The sequence below is a fragment of the Pseudomonas sp. F8002 genome (assembly GCF_013385495.1).
Lineage (GTDB): Bacteria > Pseudomonadota > Gammaproteobacteria > Pseudomonadales > Pseudomonadaceae > Aquipseudomonas.
Genome location: NZ_JACAPW010000046.1, coordinates 1 through 20,136, shown reverse-complemented (window position 1 = coordinate 20,136; position 20,136 = coordinate 1). Strand labels below are relative to the sequence as shown.

Genomic DNA, 20,136 nt, shown 5'->3' with positions numbered 1-20,136 from the left:
ACAGGCATTCTCTCAAGAACACCCCAAACCAATGTGGGAGCTGGCTTGCCTGCGATGGCGGTGTGTCAGTCAATCAAGATGTTGAAGGTGCCGGCCTCATCGCAGGCAAGCCAGCTCCCACAGTTTGACCGAGTACATCCTTGAATCAGGCAAATTGGGCAGCGGCATAACCGGAAGCCCACGCCCACTGGAAATTGAACCCGCCCAGGTGACCGGTCACATCCAGCACTTCGCCGATGAAGTACAAACCGGGGCTTTTCAGGGATTCCATGGTCTTGGACGAAACCTCCCGGGTGTCCACGCCACCCAGGGTGACCTCGGCGGTGCGATAGCCTTCAGTACCCGCCGGCACCAGTTGCCAGCTCCCCAGTTTGCCGGCGATGTCGGCAATCTCGGCGTGGGTGTACTGCTTCATCGGCTTGGAAACGAACCAGGTTTCCGCCAGCAGGTTGGCCATTTTCTTGGTGAAGATCTCACCCAGCAGGGTTTTCAGCTCGCTGTTCGGGCGCTCCACCTGTTGCGCTTGCAGCCAGGTGTGGGCGTCGTGGTCGGGCAGCAGGTTGATTTCCACCGTGTCGCCGGGTTCCCAGTAGGAAGAAATCTGCAGGATCGCCGGCCCGCTCAGGCCGCGGTGGGTAAACAGGAGGTTCTCACGAAAGCTCTGGTCGTTGCAGCTCACCAGGCAATCCACGGAAGTACCGGACAGCTCGCCGCACAATTCCTTGAGCTGGTCGGTGATGGTGAACGGCACCAGCCCGGCGCGGGTTGGCAGCAGTTCATGGCCGAACTGCTTGGCGACCTGGTAACCAAAGCCGGTGGCCCCCAGGGTCGGGATCGACAGCCCGCCGGTGGCGATCACCAGTGATTCGCAGCGCAACTCACCCAGGGTGGTTTGCAACTGATAGCCGCCATCGACCTTGGCAATCTCCTGCACCGAGGTGTCCAGGTGCATGCTTACGCCGACCTGGATGCACTCATCCAGCAGCATCCCGAGGATGTCGCTGGACTTGTTGTCGCAGAACAGCTGGCCGAGTTTTTTCTCGTGGTACGGCACGCCGTGCTTGGCCACCAGCGCGATGAAATCCCACTGGGTGTAGCGGGCCAGGGCGGACTTGCAGAAGTGCGCGTTGTGGGAGAGGAAGTTGGCAGGCTCCGTGTACATATTGGTGAAGTTGCAGCGGCCACCGCCGGACATCAGGATCTTTTTGCCGGCCTTGTTCGCGTGGTCGATCAACATCACCTTGCGCCCACGCCCGGCGGCGGTCAGCGCACACATCAAGCCTGCGGCGCCGGCGCCAATGATCACAACTTCGGTCGAGCGCACAGCCATGTCCTCATACAAATTCTGAATTGGAATACAGTCAAATGTGGGAGCGGGCTTGCTCGCGAATGCGGTGTATCAGTCGACAGATTCGGTGACTGACACTCCGCATTCGCGAGCAAGCCCGCTCCCACATTTTTGATCTCGGTATAGCTTGAGATCTTTACAGGATACGCACGCGCAACGAACGGCCTTTGATCTTGCCGTCATTCAAACGCTGCAGCGCCTGCTTGGCGATCCCGCGTTCCACGGCCACGAACGCCTGGAAATCAAAGATCGCGATCTTGCCGACCTGGGCTCCCGGGATCCCGGCTTCACCGGTCAGTGCGCCAAGGATATCGCCCGGGCGAACCTTGTCCTTACGGCCGGCGGCAATGCACAGGGTGCTCATCACCGGCAGCAACGGGCCGCCGCTCTGAGGCTTGAGGTTGTCCAACTGGTCCCAGTTCAGCGGCGACTTCTGCAACTGCTCGATGGCCTGGGCGCGGTGGGCTTCAGACGGGGCAACCAGGCTGATAGCGATGCCAGTCTCACCCGCGCGACCGGTACGGCCCACGCGGTGAATGTGGATTTCCGAGTCGCGGGCCAGTTCGACGTTGATCACCATGTCCAGTGCATCAATGTCCAGGCCACGGGCGGCAACGTCAGTGGCGACCAGTACCGAAGTACTGCGGTTGGCGAACATCGCCAGTACCTGGTCACGGTCGCGCTGTTCCAGGTCGCCATGCAGGCCAACGGCGGAGATGCCCTTGGCGGTCAGGTGATCCACGGTTTCCTGCACTTGCTGCTTGGTAAAGCAGAAGGCTACGCAAGACGCCGGGCGGAAATGCGCCAGGACCTTGGTCACCGCGTCCATGCGCTCTTCCGGGGAGATCTCGTAGAAGCGTTGCTCGATCTGGTCGTCCGAGTGGAACGCTTCGGCCTTGACCTGTTGCGGCGCGCGCATGAATTTCGAGGCCAGCTGCTTGATGCTCACCGGGTAGGTGGCCGAGAACAGCAGGGTCTGGCGGCGGGCCGGGGTCTTGCTGATGATGTCTTCGATGGCGTCGTAGAAGCCCATGTCGAGCATGCGGTCGGCTTCATCGAGGATCAGCGTGTTCAAGCCGTCCAAAACCAGCGAACCCTTGCGCAGGTGCTGCTGGATGCGGCCCGGGGTGCCAACGATGACGTGGGCGCCGTGCTCCAGGGAAGCGATCTGCGGGCCGAGGGACACGCCGCCGCACAGGGTCAGCACCTTGATGTTGTCTTCGGCGCGGGCCAGGCGACGGATTTCCTTGGCCACCTGGTCAGCCAGCTCGCGGGTCGGGCACATGACCAGTGCCTGGCAACCGAAGTAGCGCGGGTTGATCGGGTTCAGCAGGCCGATGCCGAAGGCGGCGGTCTTGCCGCTGCCGGTCTTGGCCTGGGCAATCAGGTCCAGCCCTTTGAGGATCACCGGCAAGCTTTGCGCCTGGATCTGCGTCATCTCGACATAACCCAGCGAGTCGAGGTTAGCCAGCATGGCGGCGGACAGGGGCAAAGTATTAAAAGCGGTGGCGATGGTAGTCACGGGACTGGCTCTGCAAAACAAAATGTCGCGCAGTGTACCAGCCTCGTGGGATTTTCCCTGCAAGTTCTAGACGAGAAGCCTGTTAATGCTCAATGTCGTGCTCACGGCTGACCACGCGTTTGCCGTCTTTTGGCGACAATTGCAGGAAGATCGCCGCCGCCAGCATCGCCATGATGCCCACGGTGACGAAGGTCAACTGGAACGCCCCAAGCACCGTGTCGACCCCGTCGTTGCCCACTTCGGCGGTAAAACCACCCAGCAGCGCACCGGCGCAGGCCACCCCAAGGCTCAGGGACAACTGCGCCACCACCGACAGCAAACTGTTGCCGCTGCTGGCCTGGGCGTCGTCGAGGTCGATCAGGGTCACGGTGTTCATCGCGGTGAATTGCAGCGAGTTGATCGCCCCGAGGATCGCCAGCATGCTCAGCAGCAGCGGGTAGGGCGTGTGTTCGCTGACCAGGCCCATGCTCGCCAGCATGATGCCCAGCGCCAGGGTGTTGCCGGTCAGCACCACGCGGTAGCCCAGGCGCTCGATCAGCGGCCGGGCGATGGACTTGGCAAACATCGCCGCCGCCGCCAGGGGCAGCATGCTCATCCCGGCTTCGGACGGTGAGTAACCGAGCGCCACCTGCAGCAACAGCGGCACCAGGAACGGCAACGCGCCGCTGCCCAGGCGAGCGAACAGGTTGCCGAGGATGCCCACCGCAAAGGTCCGGGTCTTGAACAGCACCGGCGAGAACAGCGGGTTGTCGATATGCCCGGCGCGCAGCCAGTAAGCCGCCAGGCACGCGAGGCCGCCGAACAGCAGCAACATCACCCGCAGGTGCGGCAGGTGCAATTCGCCGAGGCCTTCCATGGCGATAGTGATCAGCACCATCGCCGCGCCGAACAGCAGGAAACCCACGCCGTCGAACCGCGTACGTTCGCTGCCGCGCAGGTCGGGGATGAATTTCCAGACGGCGTAGCAGCCGATGATGCCCACCGGCAGGTTGATCAGGAAGATCCAGTGCCAGGTCAGGTATTGCACCATCCAGCCGCCCATGGTCGGGCCGAGCAGTGGGCCGAGCAGCCCGGGAATGGTGATGAAACCCATGATCCGCACCAGCTCCGAACGTGGGTAGGCGCGCAGCACCACCAGCCTGCCCACCGGCAACATCAACGCACCGCCCAGGCCCTGGATCACCCGGGCGCCCACCAGCATGGTCAGCGTGCTGGAGAGCGCGCAGAGCAACGAGCCAATGCTGAACAGCATGATCGCGCCGAAGAAGATCTTCTTGGTGCCGAAGCGGTCGGCCACCCAGCCCGAGGCGGGAATCAGCAAGGCCACGGTGAGCATGTAGGCGATTACTACGCCTTGCATGCGCAAGGGGTTCTCCGCCAGGTCTCGAGCCATGGCCGGCAACGCGGTGTTGAGAATCGTCCCATCCAGCGATTGCATGAAGAAGGCAATCGCTACCACCCAGGGTAGCCAGCGGGCGGTCTTGGCATCGAGAGGGGCGCGATTCGGCATGAGTTACCTTTTTGTTAGCAGCCTATGTGTCGGCGATTATGCGCCATCGGCAGCTCCTTTTCCCACTGGCGCTTCGTCTATATCTGACAACGCCACGTGTTTGCCCACCAGGAAATCAATCAGCGCGCGGTGCACGGCCAGGGCCGCTTCGCGGGATTCCAGGTCGAGCAAATGGCCAGTGTGTTCGGCGGTGGCGAAGCTGCTGCGGCCTACGTATTTCTTGAACAGTTGGGCTTCGTCTGCCGGGGTGTACTCATCCAGCACGCCGTTGAGGAAGTGCACCGGGGTTTCGATCCGGGTCAGTTGCGGCAGGTAGTTGCCGTCACCCAGCGCCAGCACCTGATGGATATGGAAGCGTGCCTGGCGATACTCGGTGGTGGCCATGGTCGACAGGTGCCGGTGATTGTTGCGCTTGAGCCGGGGCGACAGGTATTTGCCCACGGTTTCATTCAGCAGATGGCCGACGGCGGATTTGTCATCGGCCTCGATCAGCACGCGCACCCGCTCTACGTATTCGAGCATGGCCTGGTTGAGGTTGGGCGCCAGTGCCATCACCACCGAGCTTTCAATCGACGGCGGGTTGTGGGCGAGGGTCAGCAGCGTGGAAATCCCCCCCCATGAGGCAGACACCAGGTGGTTGACCTCAAAGCGTTCCACCAGAGCGCGCAGGATCTGCACTTCATCGTCCTTGGTCACAAGGTCGAGGTCGGTGTTGTGCGGGCGTGAATAGCCGGAGAACGGCAGGTCGAACATCAGCACATTGAAGTGCTCGGACAGGCACTTGCTGGTGCGTGCAAACGAGCGGGTGGTGGACAGCGCGCCGTTGACCAACAGCACGGTTTTCTTATCTGGGTTGTTACCAAGCTGTTCTACGTGAACGTTGTAGTGCTTGAACAGCTTTTCAATGACAAAACTTCCATGGTTCATGTCAACGCTCCAGCTTGCCCTATCCCGGACAAGGTCGTGCATCACTTGCGTGCAAGTGGGTTGAGGACGGCGGGGTGTTGTTTGAGTTTTTTTACCGCGCGGACGTGGCTAGGTGCCACCAACCTTTATAACGAGGTTTTTCGCGAGCGACAACTGGCCGGACGGCCAGGTGTCTGGAGTGGGGTTTTGAGGATGAACCGAATCAAAATGTGGAATGCAATTAAATGTGGGAGCTGGCTTGCCTGCGATAGCGCAGTGTCATTTAGCAGATCTGGCACTGATACACCGCTATCGCAGGCAAGCCAGCTCCCACATGGGTTTTGCGTTGCTTATAAGGTCAGGGTCAGGCGTTTTACCAGCGCCCCCGGCAGCAGATTGGATGAGGTATTGCGCTGGCTATACGTACTCGCCGACAGCAGCAATTCCCGATCAGCGGTCAGCGCTTCCAGTTGCGAGCCCAGCAGGCTGTACACGCTGTCATCAAAACGCATGGTGCTGACCGGCGCCTTGATCTCGCCGTCTTCGACCCAGAACGTGGCGAAGCGGGTCATGCCGGTCAGGCGTGCGGCGGGCTGGTCGGAGTAGTTCAGGTACCACAGGTTGCTGATGTACAAGCCGGTGCCCAATTGCTTGAGGATATCGGCCTGGGCCAGGTTGCCGGCCGCCATCTGCAGGGCGCTGGGAGATTCATCGCCGCTGGCGCCATTGGTGCTCAAGCCGTATTCGGCGGCACTGCGGGAGTTCACCAATTGGCCTTCAGCCTTGCCGGCATTGATCAGCTTCACATCACTGCGCGGATAGCCGTCACGGGAAAACGCCGAACTCAGGGAGCCGCTGACCTGTTCGTCCAGGGTCACCAGCGGGCTCAACGACTGATCACCGCCATACAACCGTTGCAACGGGCTGCCTTTGCTGGCGATGGCCTGGGCGGAAAACCCGCCCCAGGTGAGCATGCTGATGATCTCTTCCATGGCCGCCGGTGCCAGGTAGGCGCGGTATTGCCCCGGTGCCAGCGGGTGTAGCGGGCGACCAAGGTATTCCAGTTGCTCACGGGCCTGCTTGAAACGCTGGGCGAAGGCCACGCTGTCCCAATCGTTGCCGGCGTAGCTGGCTTTCACCGCTTCACCGTTGGCGTGGAACAGGCTGAAGTCGAAGTTGAAACTGTTGGCCTGGTGCCAGCCGAAGGCGCCTGATGAGCTGGCGAAACCACGGCTGATAGGGCCGGCGGCGTAGAAGCCGACCATGTCCACACCTTCAGCGGCCAGGCTGATTGCTTCCAGCACCTGGGCCAGGTCCGGCAGTGGTCGGTCCTGCTGGTCCTTGTTTTGCCAGGCGTTGTGGTTGAGCAGCAGGTACGGGTCCTGCGGCAACAACGGCAAGGTTTCGCGCAGTTGTTGCAGGCCGTCGGCCAGGCGCTGGCGATCCAGTTCAGGCTCGCCCGCCAGGGTGATACCGAGGTCGGCGTGGCGCCCGTCGTTGATCAGCTTCAGGTTCAGGCTGGCCTGTTGCACCTGGCCGGCCTGGCGCACTTTGCCGTGGTTGAAACGCACAAACTCGGAGGACTCGTCGGCGTAGCCGAGGTGGAATTGTTCGTGGTCGGTGATGGCCTGCTTGAGCCAATCCACCAGGGCTTTGAAATTATTCATCAGGCGTCTCCCCCGAACACGTCCACGTTGCTGAACACACAGGCCGGCGACGCATGGCCGACGCGGATCACCTGGTTGGGTTCGCCCTTGCCGCAGTTCGGCGTGCCCAGCACCTTGAAGGTGCTGGCGTCGCCGACGGCGCTGAGGTTGCGCCAGAACTGCGCGGAAATCGCCCGGTAGTTGGGGTTCTTCACCACGCCTTTGAGTTCGCCGTTTTCAATCAACTGGCCCCACTCGCAGCCAAACTGGAATTTGTTGCGTGCATCGTCAATCGACCACGAACGGTTGGTGGACATCAGGATGCCGTTCTCGATGCCGCCAATCAGCTGCGCCATGTTCTGGTCGCCGGCCTCGATATTCAGGTTGGCCATGCGGTCGATCGGCGCGCGGTTCCAGCTGCAGGCACGACTGTTGGCCACGCCTTGCATGCCGGCGCGGTATTGCGACAACGCACCGCCCAACGGCTTGAGCAGCAGGCCTTCGCGGATCAGGAATTGTTTGCTGGCCTTCGTGCCGTCGTCGTCATGCCCGTAGCTGGCGAGCTGCTCGGGAATGTCCGGGTCGAAGGTCACGTTCAGCAGGTTGGAGCCGTATTGCAGGTGACCGAAATCGCTGGCCTTGACGAAGCTGGTGCCGGCGTAATTGCGCTCGTCACCGAGGATGCGGTCGAGTTCCAGCGGGTGGCCGATGGATTCGTGGATCTGCAGGATCATCTGGTCGGGCATCAGCAGCAGGTCGCGCGGGCCCTGTGGCGTATTCGGGGCCAGCAGCAGTTGCAGCGCCTGGTCGGCAATCTGCGGCGCGGCGCCCACCAGGCCGAAGCGGCTGATCACGTCAAAGCCGCCTTGCTGGCCGAAGTTGGTGCCGCCCAGGGTGCGGGTCTGGCTGTCATTGCCGTCGTAGGCCGTGACGTTGACACCCGGGAACACAAACCGCTGGGCCTGGCGCAGTTCGGCGCCGGCGCTGTTGAGGTAGATCTGTTCGACGTGGGTGGTGCCCAGGCTGACTTCCCAGTTCACCAGGCGCTCGTCCTTGGGCACGGCGGCCGATTCGGCGCCGAGCAGTTGGTAGCAGTCGCTCAGGGACGGGAAGGGCTGGTCGAGGCTCGGCGACAGGTAGTCGGCAGTGTCGCTGGACACTGGCTGGTCGCGCAGGTCGAGCAGGGCGTGGGGCTTGATGAGCCGGGCTTGCTGTTCGGCGCGCTCAAGGGCGGCTTGCAGGCCGGGCAGGGAAATGTCGTGGGTGGCGGCGTAGGCTTCGACGCCATTGAGGCGCACGGTGAGCATCGCGCCTTCGTCCTGGCTGAGGTGTGGTGGCTCGGCGACGTTCTTGCGTACCGACAGGTACTGGCCGGACTCGCGGACGTAGCGCAGGGAAAAGAATTCGGCGGTAGTGCGCAGGGCACTGAACTGCTTTTTGAGTGTGGCGTGGTGTTCGAACATGGGGCCTTCCTTGTGGGCGGCTCGGCGCGGGCAGGCAAACAGAGTAGGCCTGGGCTGGGAGCTGATCAAGGAAAGTGTAGGAGAGGGGTTTTGCAGTGTCTGGTCGGGCCTCATCGCGGGCAAGCCCGGCTCCCACATTTGACCGAGTTGTTCTGGCGAACGAGGTCAAATGTGGGAGCCGGGCTTGCCCGCGATGCAGGCACCTCGGTCCATCAGTTACTGCGCAGTAGGACCCACTTCACGCATCGGCTTGCCACGCACCGGCGCATCGCCTGCCACGTAGTAATCCGCAGTGCTGCGCGGCAGTGGCTTGCGGCCACGGATCTTGTCGGCGATTTTCTCGGCGATCATGATCGTCGGCGCGTTCAGGTTGCCGGTGGTGATGATCGGCATGATCGACGCGTCAACTACGCGCAGACCCTGCATGCCATGCACACGGCCTTCGGCGTCAACCACGGCCATCTCGTCGGTGCCCATCTTGCACGAGCAGGACGGGTGGAACGCGGTCTCGGCGTGCTCACGGATAAACTTGTCCAGTTGCTCGTCGGTCTGTACGTCGATACCCGGGCTGATTTCGCGGCCACGGTATTGGTCCAGTGCCGGCTGCTGCATGATTTCACGGGTCAGGCGGATGCCGTCGCGGAATTCCTGCCAGTCCTGTTCGGTGGCCATGTAGTTGAAGAGGATGCTCGGGTATTCCCGAGGGTTCTTCGACTTCAGTTGCACGCGGCCACGGCTCGGCGAACGCATGGAACCCATGTGCGCCTGGAAACCGTGCTCTTTCACACCGTTGCTGCCGTTGTAGTTAATCGCTACCGGCAGGAAGTGATACTGGATGTTCGGCCAATCGAATTCTTCACGGGTACGGATGAAACCGCCCGCTTCGAACTGGTTGCTGGCGCCGATGCCGGTGCCGTTGAACAGCCATTCGGCACCAATGGCCGGCTGGTTGTACCAGAGCAGCGACGGGTACAGCGAGACCGGTTGGGTGCACGCGTATTGCAGGTACAGCTCAAGGTGATCCTGCAGGTTTTCGCCGACGCCTGGCAGGTCGTGGACCACCGGGATGTCGAGGCTTTCCAGCAGTTTTGCCGGGCCAACACCGGAGCGTTGCAGCAGTTGCGGCGAAGCGATTGCGCCGCTGCACACCAGGACTTCCTTGCGGGCACGGGCTTCAACGCGCTCTTCGGCAGCACCGATCAGGTAACGCACGCCAACGGCACGCTTGCCTTCGAACAGGACTTTGTCGGTCAGGGCGTGGGTGACGATGGTCAGCGTCGAGCGCTTCTTGGCCGTGTCCAGGTAACCGCGAGCGGTGCTGGCGCGACGACCGTTTGGCGTCACGGTACGGTCCATCGGGCCGAAGCCTTCCTGCTGGTAGCCGTTCAAGTCTTCGGTACGTGGGTAACCGGCCTGTACGCCGGCTTCAACCATCGCGTGGAACAGCGGGTTGTTGCCGGCCTTTGGCGTGGTCACGCTGACCGGGCCGTCGCCACCGTGGTAGTCGTTCGGGCCGATGTCGCGGGTTTCGGCTTTACGGAAATACGGCAGGCAGTCCAGGTAGGTCCAGTCTTCCAGGCCCGGCAGTTTCGACCAGTTGTCGTAGTCCATCGCGTTGCCGCGGATGTAGCACATGCCGTTGATCAGCGAGGAGCCGCCGAGGCCCTTGCCGCGACCGCACTCCATCCGGCGGCCGTCCATGTGTGGTTCTGGATCGGTTTCGTAGGCCCAGTTGTAGCGGCGGCCTTGCAGCGGGAATGCCAGGGCGGCTGGCATCTGGGTACGGAAATCGAAACGGTAGTCCGGGCCGCCGGCTTCCAGCAGCAGGACGGTGACGCCTTCGTCTTCGGTCAGACGGGTCGCCAGGGTGTTACCGGCAGAGCCGGCACCCACAATGATGTAGTCGTATTCTTGGGACATTAAATGCACCCTCACTTAGATATGGTCAGGTCAGGCGAGTGCTTCGCACTCATCGCAGGCAAGCCAGCTCCCACAGTTAATCGGGTTCACACGGTCAACATGTGGGAGCCGGGCTTGCCCGCGATGGCGGCCTCGCGGGCAATACAAAACCCAGGGGTTAGAACACCGAGGCGTAGTCGCCCAGCTCAACCTGTACCGATTTGATGCGAGTGAAGTTGTTCAGCGAGCTGATCCCGTTTTCACGGCCCACGCCCGACTGCTTGTAGCCGCCCACCGGCATCTTCGCGTCGGACTCGCCCCAGGCGTTGATCCAGCAGATACCGGCTTCCAGCTGATGAATCACGCGGTGGGCGCGGTTCAGGTCCTTGGTCACCAGGCCAGCGGCCAGGCCGAAGTCGGTGTCGTTGGCACGGCGGATCACTTCTTCTTCGGTGTCGTAGGTGAGGATGCTCATCACCGGGCCGAAGATTTCTTCACGGACGATGGTCATTTCGTCGGTGCAGTCAGTGAACACGGTCGGGGCCACGTAGGCACCCTTGGCGAATTCACCGTCGGTCAGACGGTCGCCGCCGCACAGCACGCGGGCGCCTTCTTCTTTACCTTTGGCGATGTAGCCGAGCACGCTTTCCATGTGGGCGAAGCTGACCAGCGGGCCGAAGTTGGTGTTTTCATCTTCCGGGTTGCCGATGCGGATGCGGGCAACGCGCTCGGCGATCTTGGCTTCGAACGCGCCTTTGAGGGCGGTCGGAACGAACACGCGGGTGCCGTTGGTGCAGACCTGGCCCGAGCTGTAGAAGTTGGCCATCATCGCGATGTCGGCGGCGCGGTCGAGGTCGGCGTCGTCGAAAATGATCAGCGGGGATTTGCCGCCCAGTTCCATGGTGACTTCCTTGAGCGAAGAGCTCGAAGCGCTGGCCATGACTTTCTTGCCGGTGTCGGTGCCGCCGGTGAAGGAGACTTTCTCGATGCGCGGGTGTTCGGTCAGCCAGGTGCCGACTTCACGGCCACTGCCGGTCAGGACGTTGAACACGCCATCCGGAACGCCGGCGGCGGTGTAGATTTCAGCCAGTTTCAGGGTGGTCAGCGAGGTGACTTCGCTTGGCTTGAAGATCATCGCGTTACCGGCCGCCAGGGCAGGTGCGGATTTCCACAGGGCGATCTGGATCGGGTAGTTCCACGCGCCGATACCGGCCACGACGCCCAGCGGCTCGCGACGGGTGTAGACGAAAGAAGTGTCACGCAGCGGGATCTGCTCGCCTTCGATGGCGGGCACCAGGCCTGCGTAGTATTCCAGCACGTCAGCGCCGGTGACGATGTCGACGTATTGGGTTTCGGAATACGGCTTGCCGGTGTCCAGGGTTTCCAGGGCGGCCAGTTCGTCGTTGCGCTCACGCAGGATATCGACGGCACGACGCAGGATGCGCGAACGCTCCATGGCAGTCATGGCGGCCCAGATTTTCTGGCCCTTTTCGGCGCTGACCACAGCGCGCTCGACGTCTTCTTTGGTAGCGCGTTGCACGTTGGCGAGAACTTCACCGTTAGCCGGGTTGATGGCTTCGAAAGTGGCATCGCTGCCAGCGTCGGAGTAGCCGCCGTCAATGTAGAGTTTTTGCAGTTCGAAACGGGCCATAAAGTCCTCGCAAGTGCATTAGTGGTTGGCGCGGTTCGGGAGTTGAGCGTTTATGTGTGCTCTAACTCACCTGCTTGGCCAATTGGAAATCCATGTATTCGTAAGCGATCCGTTGCGCCTGCTCCGTGTCAAAAGCGTCTCCCGACAGGGCGCCGCGCAACCACAAGCCGTCGATCAGGGCCGCCAGGCCTCGGGCTGCGCTGCGTGCCTCGGGCAACGGCAACGCTCGGCGGAACTGGCAACACAGGTTGGAATACAGACGGTGATCGTTGATCCGCTGCAGCCTGTGCAATGACGGGTGGTGCATGCTGGTGGCCCAGAAGGCCAGCCAGGTTTTCATAGCCGGGCCGTTGACTTGGCTGGCGTCGAAGTTGCCTTCGATGATCACCTGAAGATGGGCCCGCGGGCTGTCATCTTTCAGCGCCAACCGGCGCTCGGTGACGTTCTCGATCAGCACGTTCATCAGGTACCGCATCGTGGCGGCGATCAGGCCATTCTTGTCCTGAAAATAGTGACTGATGATGCCATTCGAGACACCGGCCAGACGGGCGATCAGCGCAATGCTGGCATCCCCCATTCCGACCTGATCGACCGCCGTCAATGTGGCTTCGATCAACTGCTGGCGGCGTATGGGTTGCATACCGACCTTGGGCATCGTGCACCTCTCCTTAGGCCTGCCAACGGGCGATAAACGTCCGTCGGCTTGAGGGCCAGTCTATTTTGTTTTGATTGAACGTTCAATCAACAAAGAATAAGATCTGCGACAAATGGTCGCTGCCTACAGGTATTTCCTACGTGCATGTGGCGCCACCTGACATCGGGAAAACCCATGAAACAGCCCGGCACAGCGGTTCGCCGGGGGTTTATGGTTTTTCGGGGTGTCTTTATACACCCGTCCGTCGACTGCCGAAAAATCGATGGCTCGGGTCAAGCGTTGCCTTGTGTTTCTCTGCACTGCCCGGAGCATCTGTGCCATGAGTTCTGCCTCTCTTATAAAGACCCCGCCAGAAAAGGTGCGGGTCAACGGTTGGGTGTTCTACACCTCCACCGCGCTGATTCTGTTGTTGACCGCGATTCTGATCATCGCCCCGCAGGAAGCCGGCAGGATGCTCGGTGTGGCCCAAGCCTGGTTGTCGAAAAGCTTTGGCTGGTACTACATGGTCGTGATCGCTGCCTACCTGGTGTTTGTGGTGGGCCTGGCGTTTTCGTCCTATGGGAAATTGAAACTGGGCAGCAAGGACGACACCCCGGACTTCAGCTACGGCGCCTGGGCCGGCATGCTCTTCTCGTCGGGCATCGGCATCTCGCTGCTGTACTTCGGCGCCTCCGAGCCGCTGGACCACTACTTCAACCCGCCTGAAGGCGCATCGGCCACTGGCGAAGCTGCACGCCAGGCGTTGCAGTTGACGTTCCTGCACTGGGGCCTGCACGGCTGGGCGATCTACGCACTGGTCGGCCTGGCCGTGGCGTACTTTGCCTACCGTCATAACCAGCCGCTGGCCCTGCGCTCGGCGCTGTACCCGCTGGTGGGCGAGCGTTGGGTCAAAGGCGCGGCCGGTCACGCGGTGGACGGCTTCGGCATGTTCGTGACCCTGCTGGGCCTGGTGACGAACCTGGGGATTGGCTCGATGCAAGTGTCGTCCGGGCTGGAAAACCTGTTCGGCATGCAGCACAGCAACACCAACCTGCTGATCGTGATCATCGTGATGAGCACCGTGGCGACCATTGCCGCCGTGTCGGGTGTGGAGAACGGCATTCGCCGCCTGTCCAACCTGAACATCGTGCTGTTCAGCGGCCTGCTGATTTTCGTGCTGCTGTTCGGCCCGACCCTGCACCTGCTCAACGGCTTCGTGCAGAACATCGGCGACTACATGAACGGCATCGTGCTGAAGACCTTCGACCTGTACGTGTACGAAGGCGACGCCGACAAGACCGAACGCTGGATGGGCCTGTGGACCCTGTTCTACTGGGCCTGGTGGATTTCCTGGGCGCCATTCGTGGGCATGTTCATCGCGCGTATTTCCCGCGGTCGCACGGTGCGTGAACTGGTGGCCGGCGTGCTGCTGATCCCGCTGGGCTTCACCCTGGCGTGGCTGTCGATCTTCGGCAACTCGGCCCTGGACCTGGTGGTGAACCATGGTGCGGTGGAGTTGGGCAAGACGGCGCTGGAACAGCCGTCCATGGCGATCTACCAACTGCTTGAGCATTACCCGGCGTCGAAAATCGTCATCGGTGTGTCGATCTTCGTCGGCTTCGTACTCTTCCTGACCCCGGCGGATTCCGGCGCGGTGATGATGGCGAACCTGTCCTGCAAGGGCGGCAACGTTGACGAAGATGCGCCGCACTGGCTGCGGATTTTCTGGTCGGCGGTGATCACCCTGGTGACCATCGGCCTGTTGTTCGCCGGTAACTTCGAAGCCATGCAAACCATGGTGGTGCTGGCGGGCTTGCCGTTCTCGGTGGTGCTGGTGTTCTTCATGTTCGGCCTGCACAAGGCGATGCGCCAGGACGTGGCGATCGAGTTGGAGCAGGCGCAGTTGGCCGAGCGTGGTCGGCGTGGTTTCAGCGAGCGTTTGACTGCCCTGGACCTGCAACCGAGCCAGGGTACCGTGCAGCGCTTTATGGACAAGCACGTCACGCCGGCGCTGGAAGAAGCGGCGACTGCGTTGCGTGACCAGGGGCTGGAAGTGCAGACCCTGCTGGGCAAATCCAAGCGCTGCATTGGTGTGCGCATCGAGATGCAAGAGGGCAATCCGTTTGTCTACGAGGTCAGCCTGGATGCTTATTCGTCGGCACCGAACGACTTGCCCGAGGAAGAGCGCACGCGCTACTACCGCGCCGAGGTTTACCTGCACAACGGGCCTCAGGAATACGACCTGATGGGCTTCACCCAGGAGCAGATCACCCGGGACGTGCTCGATCAGTTTGAAAGCCATCGGCAGCTCCTTGGCCGTGTCTATAGCTAAAGGTTGGTGGTGATGATCGTTCCCACGCTCCGCGTGGGAACGCATCCTGTGACGCTCCGCGTCACGATTTCAAGAGCGGACGCAGAGCGTCCATTGCGGCGTTCCCACGCAGAGCGTGGGAACGATCAAATACTGACACCACCTGAGCAAAATGTGGGAGCGGGCTTGCTCGCGAATGCGCAGTGTCAGTCAGTACATCTGACACTGATACACCGCATTCGCGAGCAAGCCCGCTCCCACATTTATTTTGCGGTGTCTGTTAGCCAAGGTTCTTGCCCAAAAGGGCGTGATAGAGCTCGCTGTCACCCAGAATCCCCACCACCTTGTTGTCGTCCTGCAGCACCAGCTTGTTGCCTGTCTGGTACCGAATCTGCAACGCATCGCGCATTCCGATATTGGAATCCACCAGCGTCGGCATCCGGCCCAGGCCCTCCACCGATTGCCCCGGTGCCCAGTTCTGCAGGTTCAGCACCGAACCGTTCTGCCGCGCGCCCTTGATGGTGTTGCCTTCGGCCAGGTCCAGCCACGAGTCACCGCCCGGGTCCAGGCTGATGGAGCCGTTGACGTGGGTGCAGTTATCCACCGTGCGCATCAGGCTGCGGCCACACAGCACATTCAGCGGGTTGGTGTGGGCCACGAAGGTCCGCACATAGTCATCCGCCGGGTTCAGCACGATCTCTTCCGGCACGCTGTACTGGATGATCCGCCCGTCTTTCATGATCGCGATGCGGCTGCCGAGTTTCAGCGCCTCATCCAGGTCATGGCTCACGAATACGATGGTCTTGCTCAGCTTGCGTTGCAGCTCCAGCAACTCATCCTGCAAGCCCTGGCGGATCAGCGGGTCGAGTGCCGAGAAGGGTTCGTCCATCAACAGGATATCGGCGTCCATCGCCAATGCGCGGGCCAGGCCGACACGCTGCTGCATGCCACCGGAAAGCTCGTCGGGCTTCTTGTTGCGCCACTGCGACAGGCCCACCAGTTCCAGCTTGTCATCCACCAGCTTGCGTCGTTCTTTTTCCGGGCGGCCCTGCATCTCCAGGCCGAAGCTGATGTTCTCGCGCACCGTCAGCCAGGGCATCAGGGCGAACTTCTGGAACACCATGGCGATGCGCTGGGTGCGCATCATTTTCAGCTCGGCGGGGGTGCAGGATGCGATGTCGATCTGGCGACCTTCATGCTCCACAAACAGCTTGCCGCGGCTGACGGTGTTCAAGCCGTTGATGCAGCGCAACAAGCTCGACTTGCCCGAACCGGACAGGCCCATCAGCACGCAGATCTCGCCTTTCTCGACATCCAGGCTGGCGTTTTCAACGCCGACAATCTGCCCGGTCTTTTTCAGGATCTCGTTGCGCGTCATGCCCTGGTCCAGCAGCTTGAGCGCCTCGCGTGGGTCTTTGGAGAAGATCACGTCGACATTTTCGAATCGGATAATGCTCATGCATCACCCCCTACTTTGGCGTCGGGTTGTTTGCAGATGCGGTCGAGCATGATGGCCAGCAGTACGATCGCCAGGCCGGCTTCAAAGCCCAGGGCGATGTCGGCGGTGTTCAGCGCGTTGACCACCGGTTTGCCGAGGCCGTCGGCGCCCACCAGGGCCGCGATCACCACCATCGACAACGACAGCATGATGCATTGGGTAATGCCGGCGGCGATGCTCGGCATGGCGTGGGGCAGTTCGATCCGCGAGAGCAACTGACGGCGCGAGCAGCCAAAGGCCTTGCCGGCGTCCATCAACTCTTGCGGCACATCACGGATACCCAGGTAAGTCAGACGGATAGGCGCGGCAATCGCAAACACCACCGTGGAAATCAGCCCGGGCACCACACCCAGCCCGAAGAGGGTCAGGGTAGGGATGAGGTAGACGAAGGTCGGTACGGTCTGCATCAGATCGAGCACCGGCCGCATCAGGGTGTAGAACATCGGTTTGTGCGCGGCAACAATGCCCAGCGGCACCCCGATCACCACGCAGACCAGGGTGGCGAACAGCACTTGCGCCAGGGTCTCCATGGTTTCCTGCCAGTACCCCAGGTTGAGGATCAGCAGGAAGGAGGCGATGACAAAAACGGTCAGGCCCCATTTGCGTTGAATGAAGTGAGCGAGCAGCGCAATCAGACCGATCAATGCCAGTGGATTGAACCAGGTCAGCGCGAACGTCACGCCGTGGATCATCGTTTCCAGGGTCGATGCGATTGCGTCGAAGTAGGCGGCCCCGTGTTGGGTCAACCACTCAACGAAGGCAGCGATGTACTGGCCTAGCGGGATTTTATGTTCAGTCAGCATGGTAGTGAATGTCCACATGCGAAGAGGAAAAACATCCCGGGCCAGCGTACCGGCCCGGGGTCAGCGGTTACTTGGCGAGGTAAGCTTTGACGGCCTCCAGTCCTGGTTTGCCATCGACCGTGGTGACACCGGCGAGCCAGGTGTCGAGCACTTGCGGGTTCTTCTTCAGCCACGCCTTGGCGGCGGCGTCAGGCTTCATTTTGTCGTCCAGGACATTACCCATCAGGGTGCTTTCCATGTTCAGGGTGAACGACAGGTTTTTCAGCAACTGGCCAACGTTGCTGCATTCCTGGGTGTAGCCCTTGCGGACGTTGGTGTAGATGGTGGCCTGGCCGTAGTTGGGGCCGAATGAATCATCACCCCCGGTCAGGTACTTCATCTTGAAGCGGGTGTTCATCGGGTGCGGTTCCCAGCCGAGGAACACGATGGCCTGGTCGCGCTTGGTGGCGCGTTCCACCTGCGAAAGCATCCCGGCTTCGCTGGATTCGACCACTTTGAAACCGGCGGTTTTCAGGCCGAAAGCGTCCTTGTCGATGAGGGTCTGGATGGTCCGGTTGCCGTCGTTGCCTGGCTCGATCCCGTAGATCTTGCCGCCCAGCTCATCCTTGAATTTGACGATGTCGGCGAAGTCTTTCAGGCCCTTGTTGTACAGCGCTTCCGGTACGGCCAGGGTGTACTTGGCGTTTTCCAGGTTGGCGCGCACGGTTTCCACGGTGCCGGCATCACGGTACTGCTTGATGTCGTTTTCCATGGTCGGCATCCAGTTGCCGAGGAAGATGTCCATGTTCTTGCCGTCGGCCAGGGACTTGTAGGTCACTGGTACTGAAATCATCGTGGTGCGGGGTTTGTAGCCGAGGCCCTTGAGGACTTCGCTGGTGGTGGCCGTGGTGACGGTGATGTCGGTCCAGCCGACATCGGAGAAGTTGACGGTCTGGCATTGCGCCGGTTCTGCAGCGTGAGCCACGACTGGCAGACTCAGCATGGCGGCCAACAACAACGACGGGGAACCTTTCATGGGGGTGGACTCCTGGTGTTTTTCTGGCGGCAATAACACCGCGCTTATAGGTGTTGCGGTTGGGCGTGCGGCACAGCTCTGCCACGCAACTGTGCAAACGAGTCGAGACTGATCATGTACCAGTGAAAATCTGACGCCTACAGGGGGCGTCGTATCCAGTACAGGGATGGTCGTATCCAGTGTCGGTGACGTCGCTTACAGATTTTTTCCACGGCAAAACTGCACTTTTTACCGATCTGCACCGCAAAAAACGGCCAAAACGTCGCCTTCCACAACAGCGGCGCTGATGAGCATGGGTACGTCGGTGTGAGACGCCGTGAGCGCCAGCAAAAGCTTGATGATGGCCGCATCTGGGCGGATTGCGACATGAGCGTAGCAGCTCCGTCACCAGGCGTTATGTGCGCCTGGCCTGTGCTCATCGAGGAGTTTCACGGCAATGGCTATCAGCGTTTTCGACCTGTTCAAGATCGGCATTGGGCCTTCGAGTTCTCACACCGTCGGCCCCATGCGCGCCGCGGCGTTGTTCGTTCAAGGATTACGTGAACGTGATGTCTTGGAACAAGTCAGGCGCGTCGAAGTTCAGCTGTATGGCTCCCTATCGGCCACGGGCATCGGTCACGGCAGCGACAACGCGGTGGTCATGGGCCTGATGGGCGAGTGGCCGGACGCGATCGATCCGTCACAGATCGGCATCCGCATTGAAACCCTGCGCGAGACCAACACCCTGCTGCTGGACGCACGTTTGCCGGTGCCGTTCATCTGGGCGCGGGACATGCGCCTGATCGACGAAAACCTGCCGTTCCACCCCAATGCCATGACCCTGGTGGTGTTCGGTGATAACGGTGAGCTGCACCGCGACACCTACTACTCGGTAGGCGGCGGATTCGTGGTGGATGAAGCCCAGGCCGCCAGCGGCGTGGCGGACATGGACCGCACCGAGCTGCCCTATGATTTTTCCAGTGCGGTGGAACTGCTGCAGCTGTGCAAGACCCACAACCTGCGCGTCGCTGAGCTGATGTTGGCGAATGAAAAAACCTGGCGCTCGGAAGACGAGATCCGCAGCGGCCTGATGAAGCTCTGGCGCGCCATGCAGGATTGCGTGGAGCAAGGCCTAAAGCACGAAGGCATCCTTCCCGGCGGCCTCAATGTAAGGCGCCGTGCAGCCAAGTTGCACCGCAGCTTGCAGGAGCTGGGCAAGCCGAATGTGATCGGCTCGACCTTGAGCGCGATGGAATGGGTCAACCTGTTCGCCCTGGCGGTGAATGAAGAAAACGCCGCCGGCGGGCGCATGGTCACGGCACCGACCAACGGCGCGGCGGGGATCATCCCGGCGGTGCTGCACTACTTCATGAAGTTCAGCGAAGAAGTGACCGAAGCCAACGTGGTCGACTATTTCCTCGGCGCGGCGGCGGTGGGCATCCTGTGTAAGAAGAACGCGTCGATCTCGGGTGCCGAAGTCGGCTGCCAGGGTGAAGTCGGCTCGGCGTGCGCCATGGCGGCGGCGGGGTTGGCGGAGATCCTCGGGGCGACGCCGGAGCAATTGTGCAACGCGGCGGAGATTGGCCTGGAACACAACCTCGGCCTGACCTGCGACCCGGTAGGCGGGCTGGTGCAGGTGCCGTGCATCGAGCGTAATGCGATTGCCGCGGTGAAGGCGATCAACGCGGCGCAGATGGCGCTGCGGGGGGATGGCCAGCACTTCATCTCGCTGGACCGGGTGATCCGCACCATGCGCGATACCGGGGCGGATATGCATGACAAGTACAAGGAAACATCGCGGGGTGGGTTGGCGGTGAGTGCGGTGGAGTGTTGATACCGCTTTATGTGGTGAGGGAGCTTGCTGTGGCGAGGGAGCTTGCTCCCGCTGGGCTGCGTAGCGGCCCCAAAATCTTGGGAGCGCTGCGCACTCCAGCGGGAGCAAGCTCTTATC

At 61.4% G+C, this 20,136-nt stretch carries 14 protein-coding genes; 2 read left to right on the top strand and 12 right to left on the bottom strand.

The genetic code is table 11. The annotated features are described in order from the left end of the window. Window positions 1-145: 145 nt before the first annotated feature. The 9 genes from HX811_RS29345 to betI all read right to left on the bottom strand — a co-directional run bounded on the left by HX811_RS29345 (window position 146) and on the right by betI (window position 12,600). Window positions 146-1,324, bottom strand: coding sequence for an NAD(P)/FAD-dependent oxidoreductase (locus HX811_RS29345; RefSeq protein ID WP_177048514.1), 1,179 nt, complete (start codon window positions 1,322-1,324; stop codon window positions 146-148). Window positions 1,325-1,484: 160 nt separating this feature from the next. Continuing rightward, window positions 1,485-2,822, bottom strand: a complete 1,338-nt coding sequence (gene dbpA, locus HX811_RS29340) for an ATP-dependent RNA helicase DbpA (protein WP_236260841.1) — start codon at window positions 2,820-2,822, stop codon at window positions 1,485-1,487. Window positions 2,823-2,952: 130 nt separating this feature from the next. Further along, a complete protein-coding gene (gene mdtD / locus HX811_RS29335) occupies window positions 2,953-4,380 on the bottom strand; it encodes a multidrug transporter subunit MdtD (protein ID WP_003216894.1) in 1,428 nt (475 codons plus the stop codon). A gap of 36 nt (window positions 4,381-4,416) precedes the next feature. After that, window positions 4,417-5,307: an alpha/beta fold hydrolase gene (locus HX811_RS29330; protein WP_177048511.1), complete on the bottom strand. Its 891-nt coding sequence runs from the start codon at window positions 5,305-5,307 to the stop codon at window positions 4,417-4,419. A 329-nt stretch (window positions 5,308-5,636) separates the two neighbouring features. Continuing rightward, on the bottom strand, window positions 5,637-6,953 hold the full coding sequence (locus tag HX811_RS29325) for a TldD/PmbA family protein (RefSeq protein ID WP_102370073.1): 1,317 nt from the start codon (window positions 6,951-6,953) through the stop codon (window positions 5,637-5,639). Beyond that, the gene (locus HX811_RS29320; protein ID WP_003216898.1) at window positions 6,953-8,395 is read right to left on the bottom strand and encodes a TldD/PmbA family protein; all 1,443 of its coding nucleotides are present in this window, start codon (window positions 8,393-8,395) and stop codon (window positions 6,953-6,955) included. The genes HX811_RS29325 and HX811_RS29320 overlap by 1 nt, the downstream gene beginning before the upstream one ends. Window positions 8,396-8,611: 216 nt before the next feature. After that, window positions 8,612-10,315, bottom strand: a complete 1,704-nt coding sequence (gene betA / locus HX811_RS29315; RefSeq protein WP_087693216.1) for a choline dehydrogenase — start codon at window positions 10,313-10,315, stop codon at window positions 8,612-8,614. 157 nt (window positions 10,316-10,472) lie between these two features. Next, window positions 10,473-11,945, bottom strand: a complete 1,473-nt coding sequence (betB, locus tag HX811_RS29310) for a betaine-aldehyde dehydrogenase (protein ID WP_003216900.1) — start codon at window positions 11,943-11,945, stop codon at window positions 10,473-10,475. Window positions 11,946-12,006: 61 nt separating this feature from the next. Further along, the gene (betI, locus tag HX811_RS29305; RefSeq protein WP_003216902.1) at window positions 12,007-12,600 is read right to left on the bottom strand and encodes a transcriptional regulator BetI; all 594 of its coding nucleotides are present in this window, start codon (window positions 12,598-12,600) and stop codon (window positions 12,007-12,009) included. 376 nt (window positions 12,601-12,976) lie between these two features. Between betI and HX811_RS29300 the strand changes: the two genes are divergently transcribed. Continuing rightward, on the top strand, window positions 12,977-14,911 hold the full coding sequence (locus HX811_RS29300) for a BCCT family transporter (protein WP_236260840.1): 1,935 nt from the start codon (window positions 12,977-12,979) through the stop codon (window positions 14,909-14,911). A gap of 259 nt (window positions 14,912-15,170) precedes the next feature. Here HX811_RS29300 and choV read toward each other — a convergent pair whose 3' ends face one another. The 3 genes from choV to HX811_RS29285 form a co-directional block, all read right to left on the bottom strand. Continuing rightward, complete coding sequence (choV, locus tag HX811_RS29295; protein WP_177027999.1) at window positions 15,171-16,349, bottom strand: choline ABC transporter ATP-binding protein; 1,179 nt, start codon at window positions 16,347-16,349, stop codon at window positions 15,171-15,173. Beyond that, entirely contained in the window at window positions 16,346-17,191 is an 846-nt protein-coding gene (choW, locus tag HX811_RS29290) for a choline ABC transporter permease subunit (protein WP_003216909.1), read from the bottom strand. The genes choV and choW overlap by 4 nt, the downstream gene beginning before the upstream one ends. Window positions 17,192-17,258: 67 nt before the next feature. Further along, window positions 17,259-18,206 (bottom strand): choline ABC transporter substrate-binding protein, encoded by a 948-nt coding sequence (locus tag HX811_RS29285; RefSeq protein ID WP_003216912.1) that lies wholly within the window; start codon window positions 18,204-18,206, stop codon window positions 17,259-17,261. 436 nt (window positions 18,207-18,642) lie between these two features. Between HX811_RS29285 and HX811_RS29280 the strand changes: the two genes are divergently transcribed. Continuing rightward, window positions 18,643-20,019: an L-serine ammonia-lyase gene (locus HX811_RS29280; RefSeq protein WP_177048510.1), complete on the top strand. Its 1,377-nt coding sequence runs from the start codon at window positions 18,643-18,645 to the stop codon at window positions 20,017-20,019. Window positions 20,020-20,136: the final 117 nt, after the last annotated feature.

Excerpts from the sequence above, each read along its gene's own strand:
- betI (WP_003216902.1), bottom strand. The coding sequence starts at position 12,600 with ATGCCCAAGGTCGGTATGCAACCCATACGCCGCCAGCAGTTGATCGAA.
- HX811_RS29280 (WP_177048510.1), top strand. The coding sequence starts at position 18,643 with ATGGCTATCAGCGTTTTCGACCTGTTCAAGATCGGCATTGGGCCTTCG.
- betB (WP_003216900.1), bottom strand. The coding sequence starts at position 11,945 with ATGGCCCGTTTCGAACTGCAAAAACTCTACATTGACGGCGGCTACTCC.
- HX811_RS29330 (WP_177048511.1), bottom strand. The coding sequence starts at position 5,307 with ATGAACCATGGAAGTTTTGTCATTGAAAAGCTGTTCAAGCACTACAAC.
- mdtD (WP_003216894.1), bottom strand. The coding sequence starts at position 4,380 with ATGCCGAATCGCGCCCCTCTCGATGCCAAGACCGCCCGCTGGCTACCC.
- choW (WP_003216909.1), bottom strand. The coding sequence starts at position 17,191 with ATGCTGACTGAACATAAAATCCCGCTAGGCCAGTACATCGCTGCCTTC.
- dbpA (WP_236260841.1), bottom strand. The coding sequence starts at position 2,822 with ATGCTGGCTAACCTCGACTCGCTGGGTTATGTCGAGATGACGCAGATC.
- betA (WP_087693216.1), bottom strand. The coding sequence starts at position 10,315 with ATGTCCCAAGAATACGACTACATCATTGTGGGTGCCGGCTCTGCCGGT.
- choV (WP_177027999.1), bottom strand. The coding sequence starts at position 16,349 with ATGAGCATTATCCGATTCGAAAATGTCGACGTGATCTTCTCCAAAGAC.
- HX811_RS29285 (WP_003216912.1), bottom strand. The coding sequence starts at position 18,206 with ATGAAAGGTTCCCCGTCGTTGTTGTTGGCCGCCATGCTGAGTCTGCCA.
- HX811_RS29325 (WP_102370073.1), bottom strand. The coding sequence starts at position 6,953 with ATGAATAATTTCAAAGCCCTGGTGGATTGGCTCAAGCAGGCCATCACC.
- HX811_RS29320 (WP_003216898.1), bottom strand. The coding sequence starts at position 8,395 with ATGTTCGAACACCACGCCACACTCAAAAAGCAGTTCAGTGCCCTGCGC.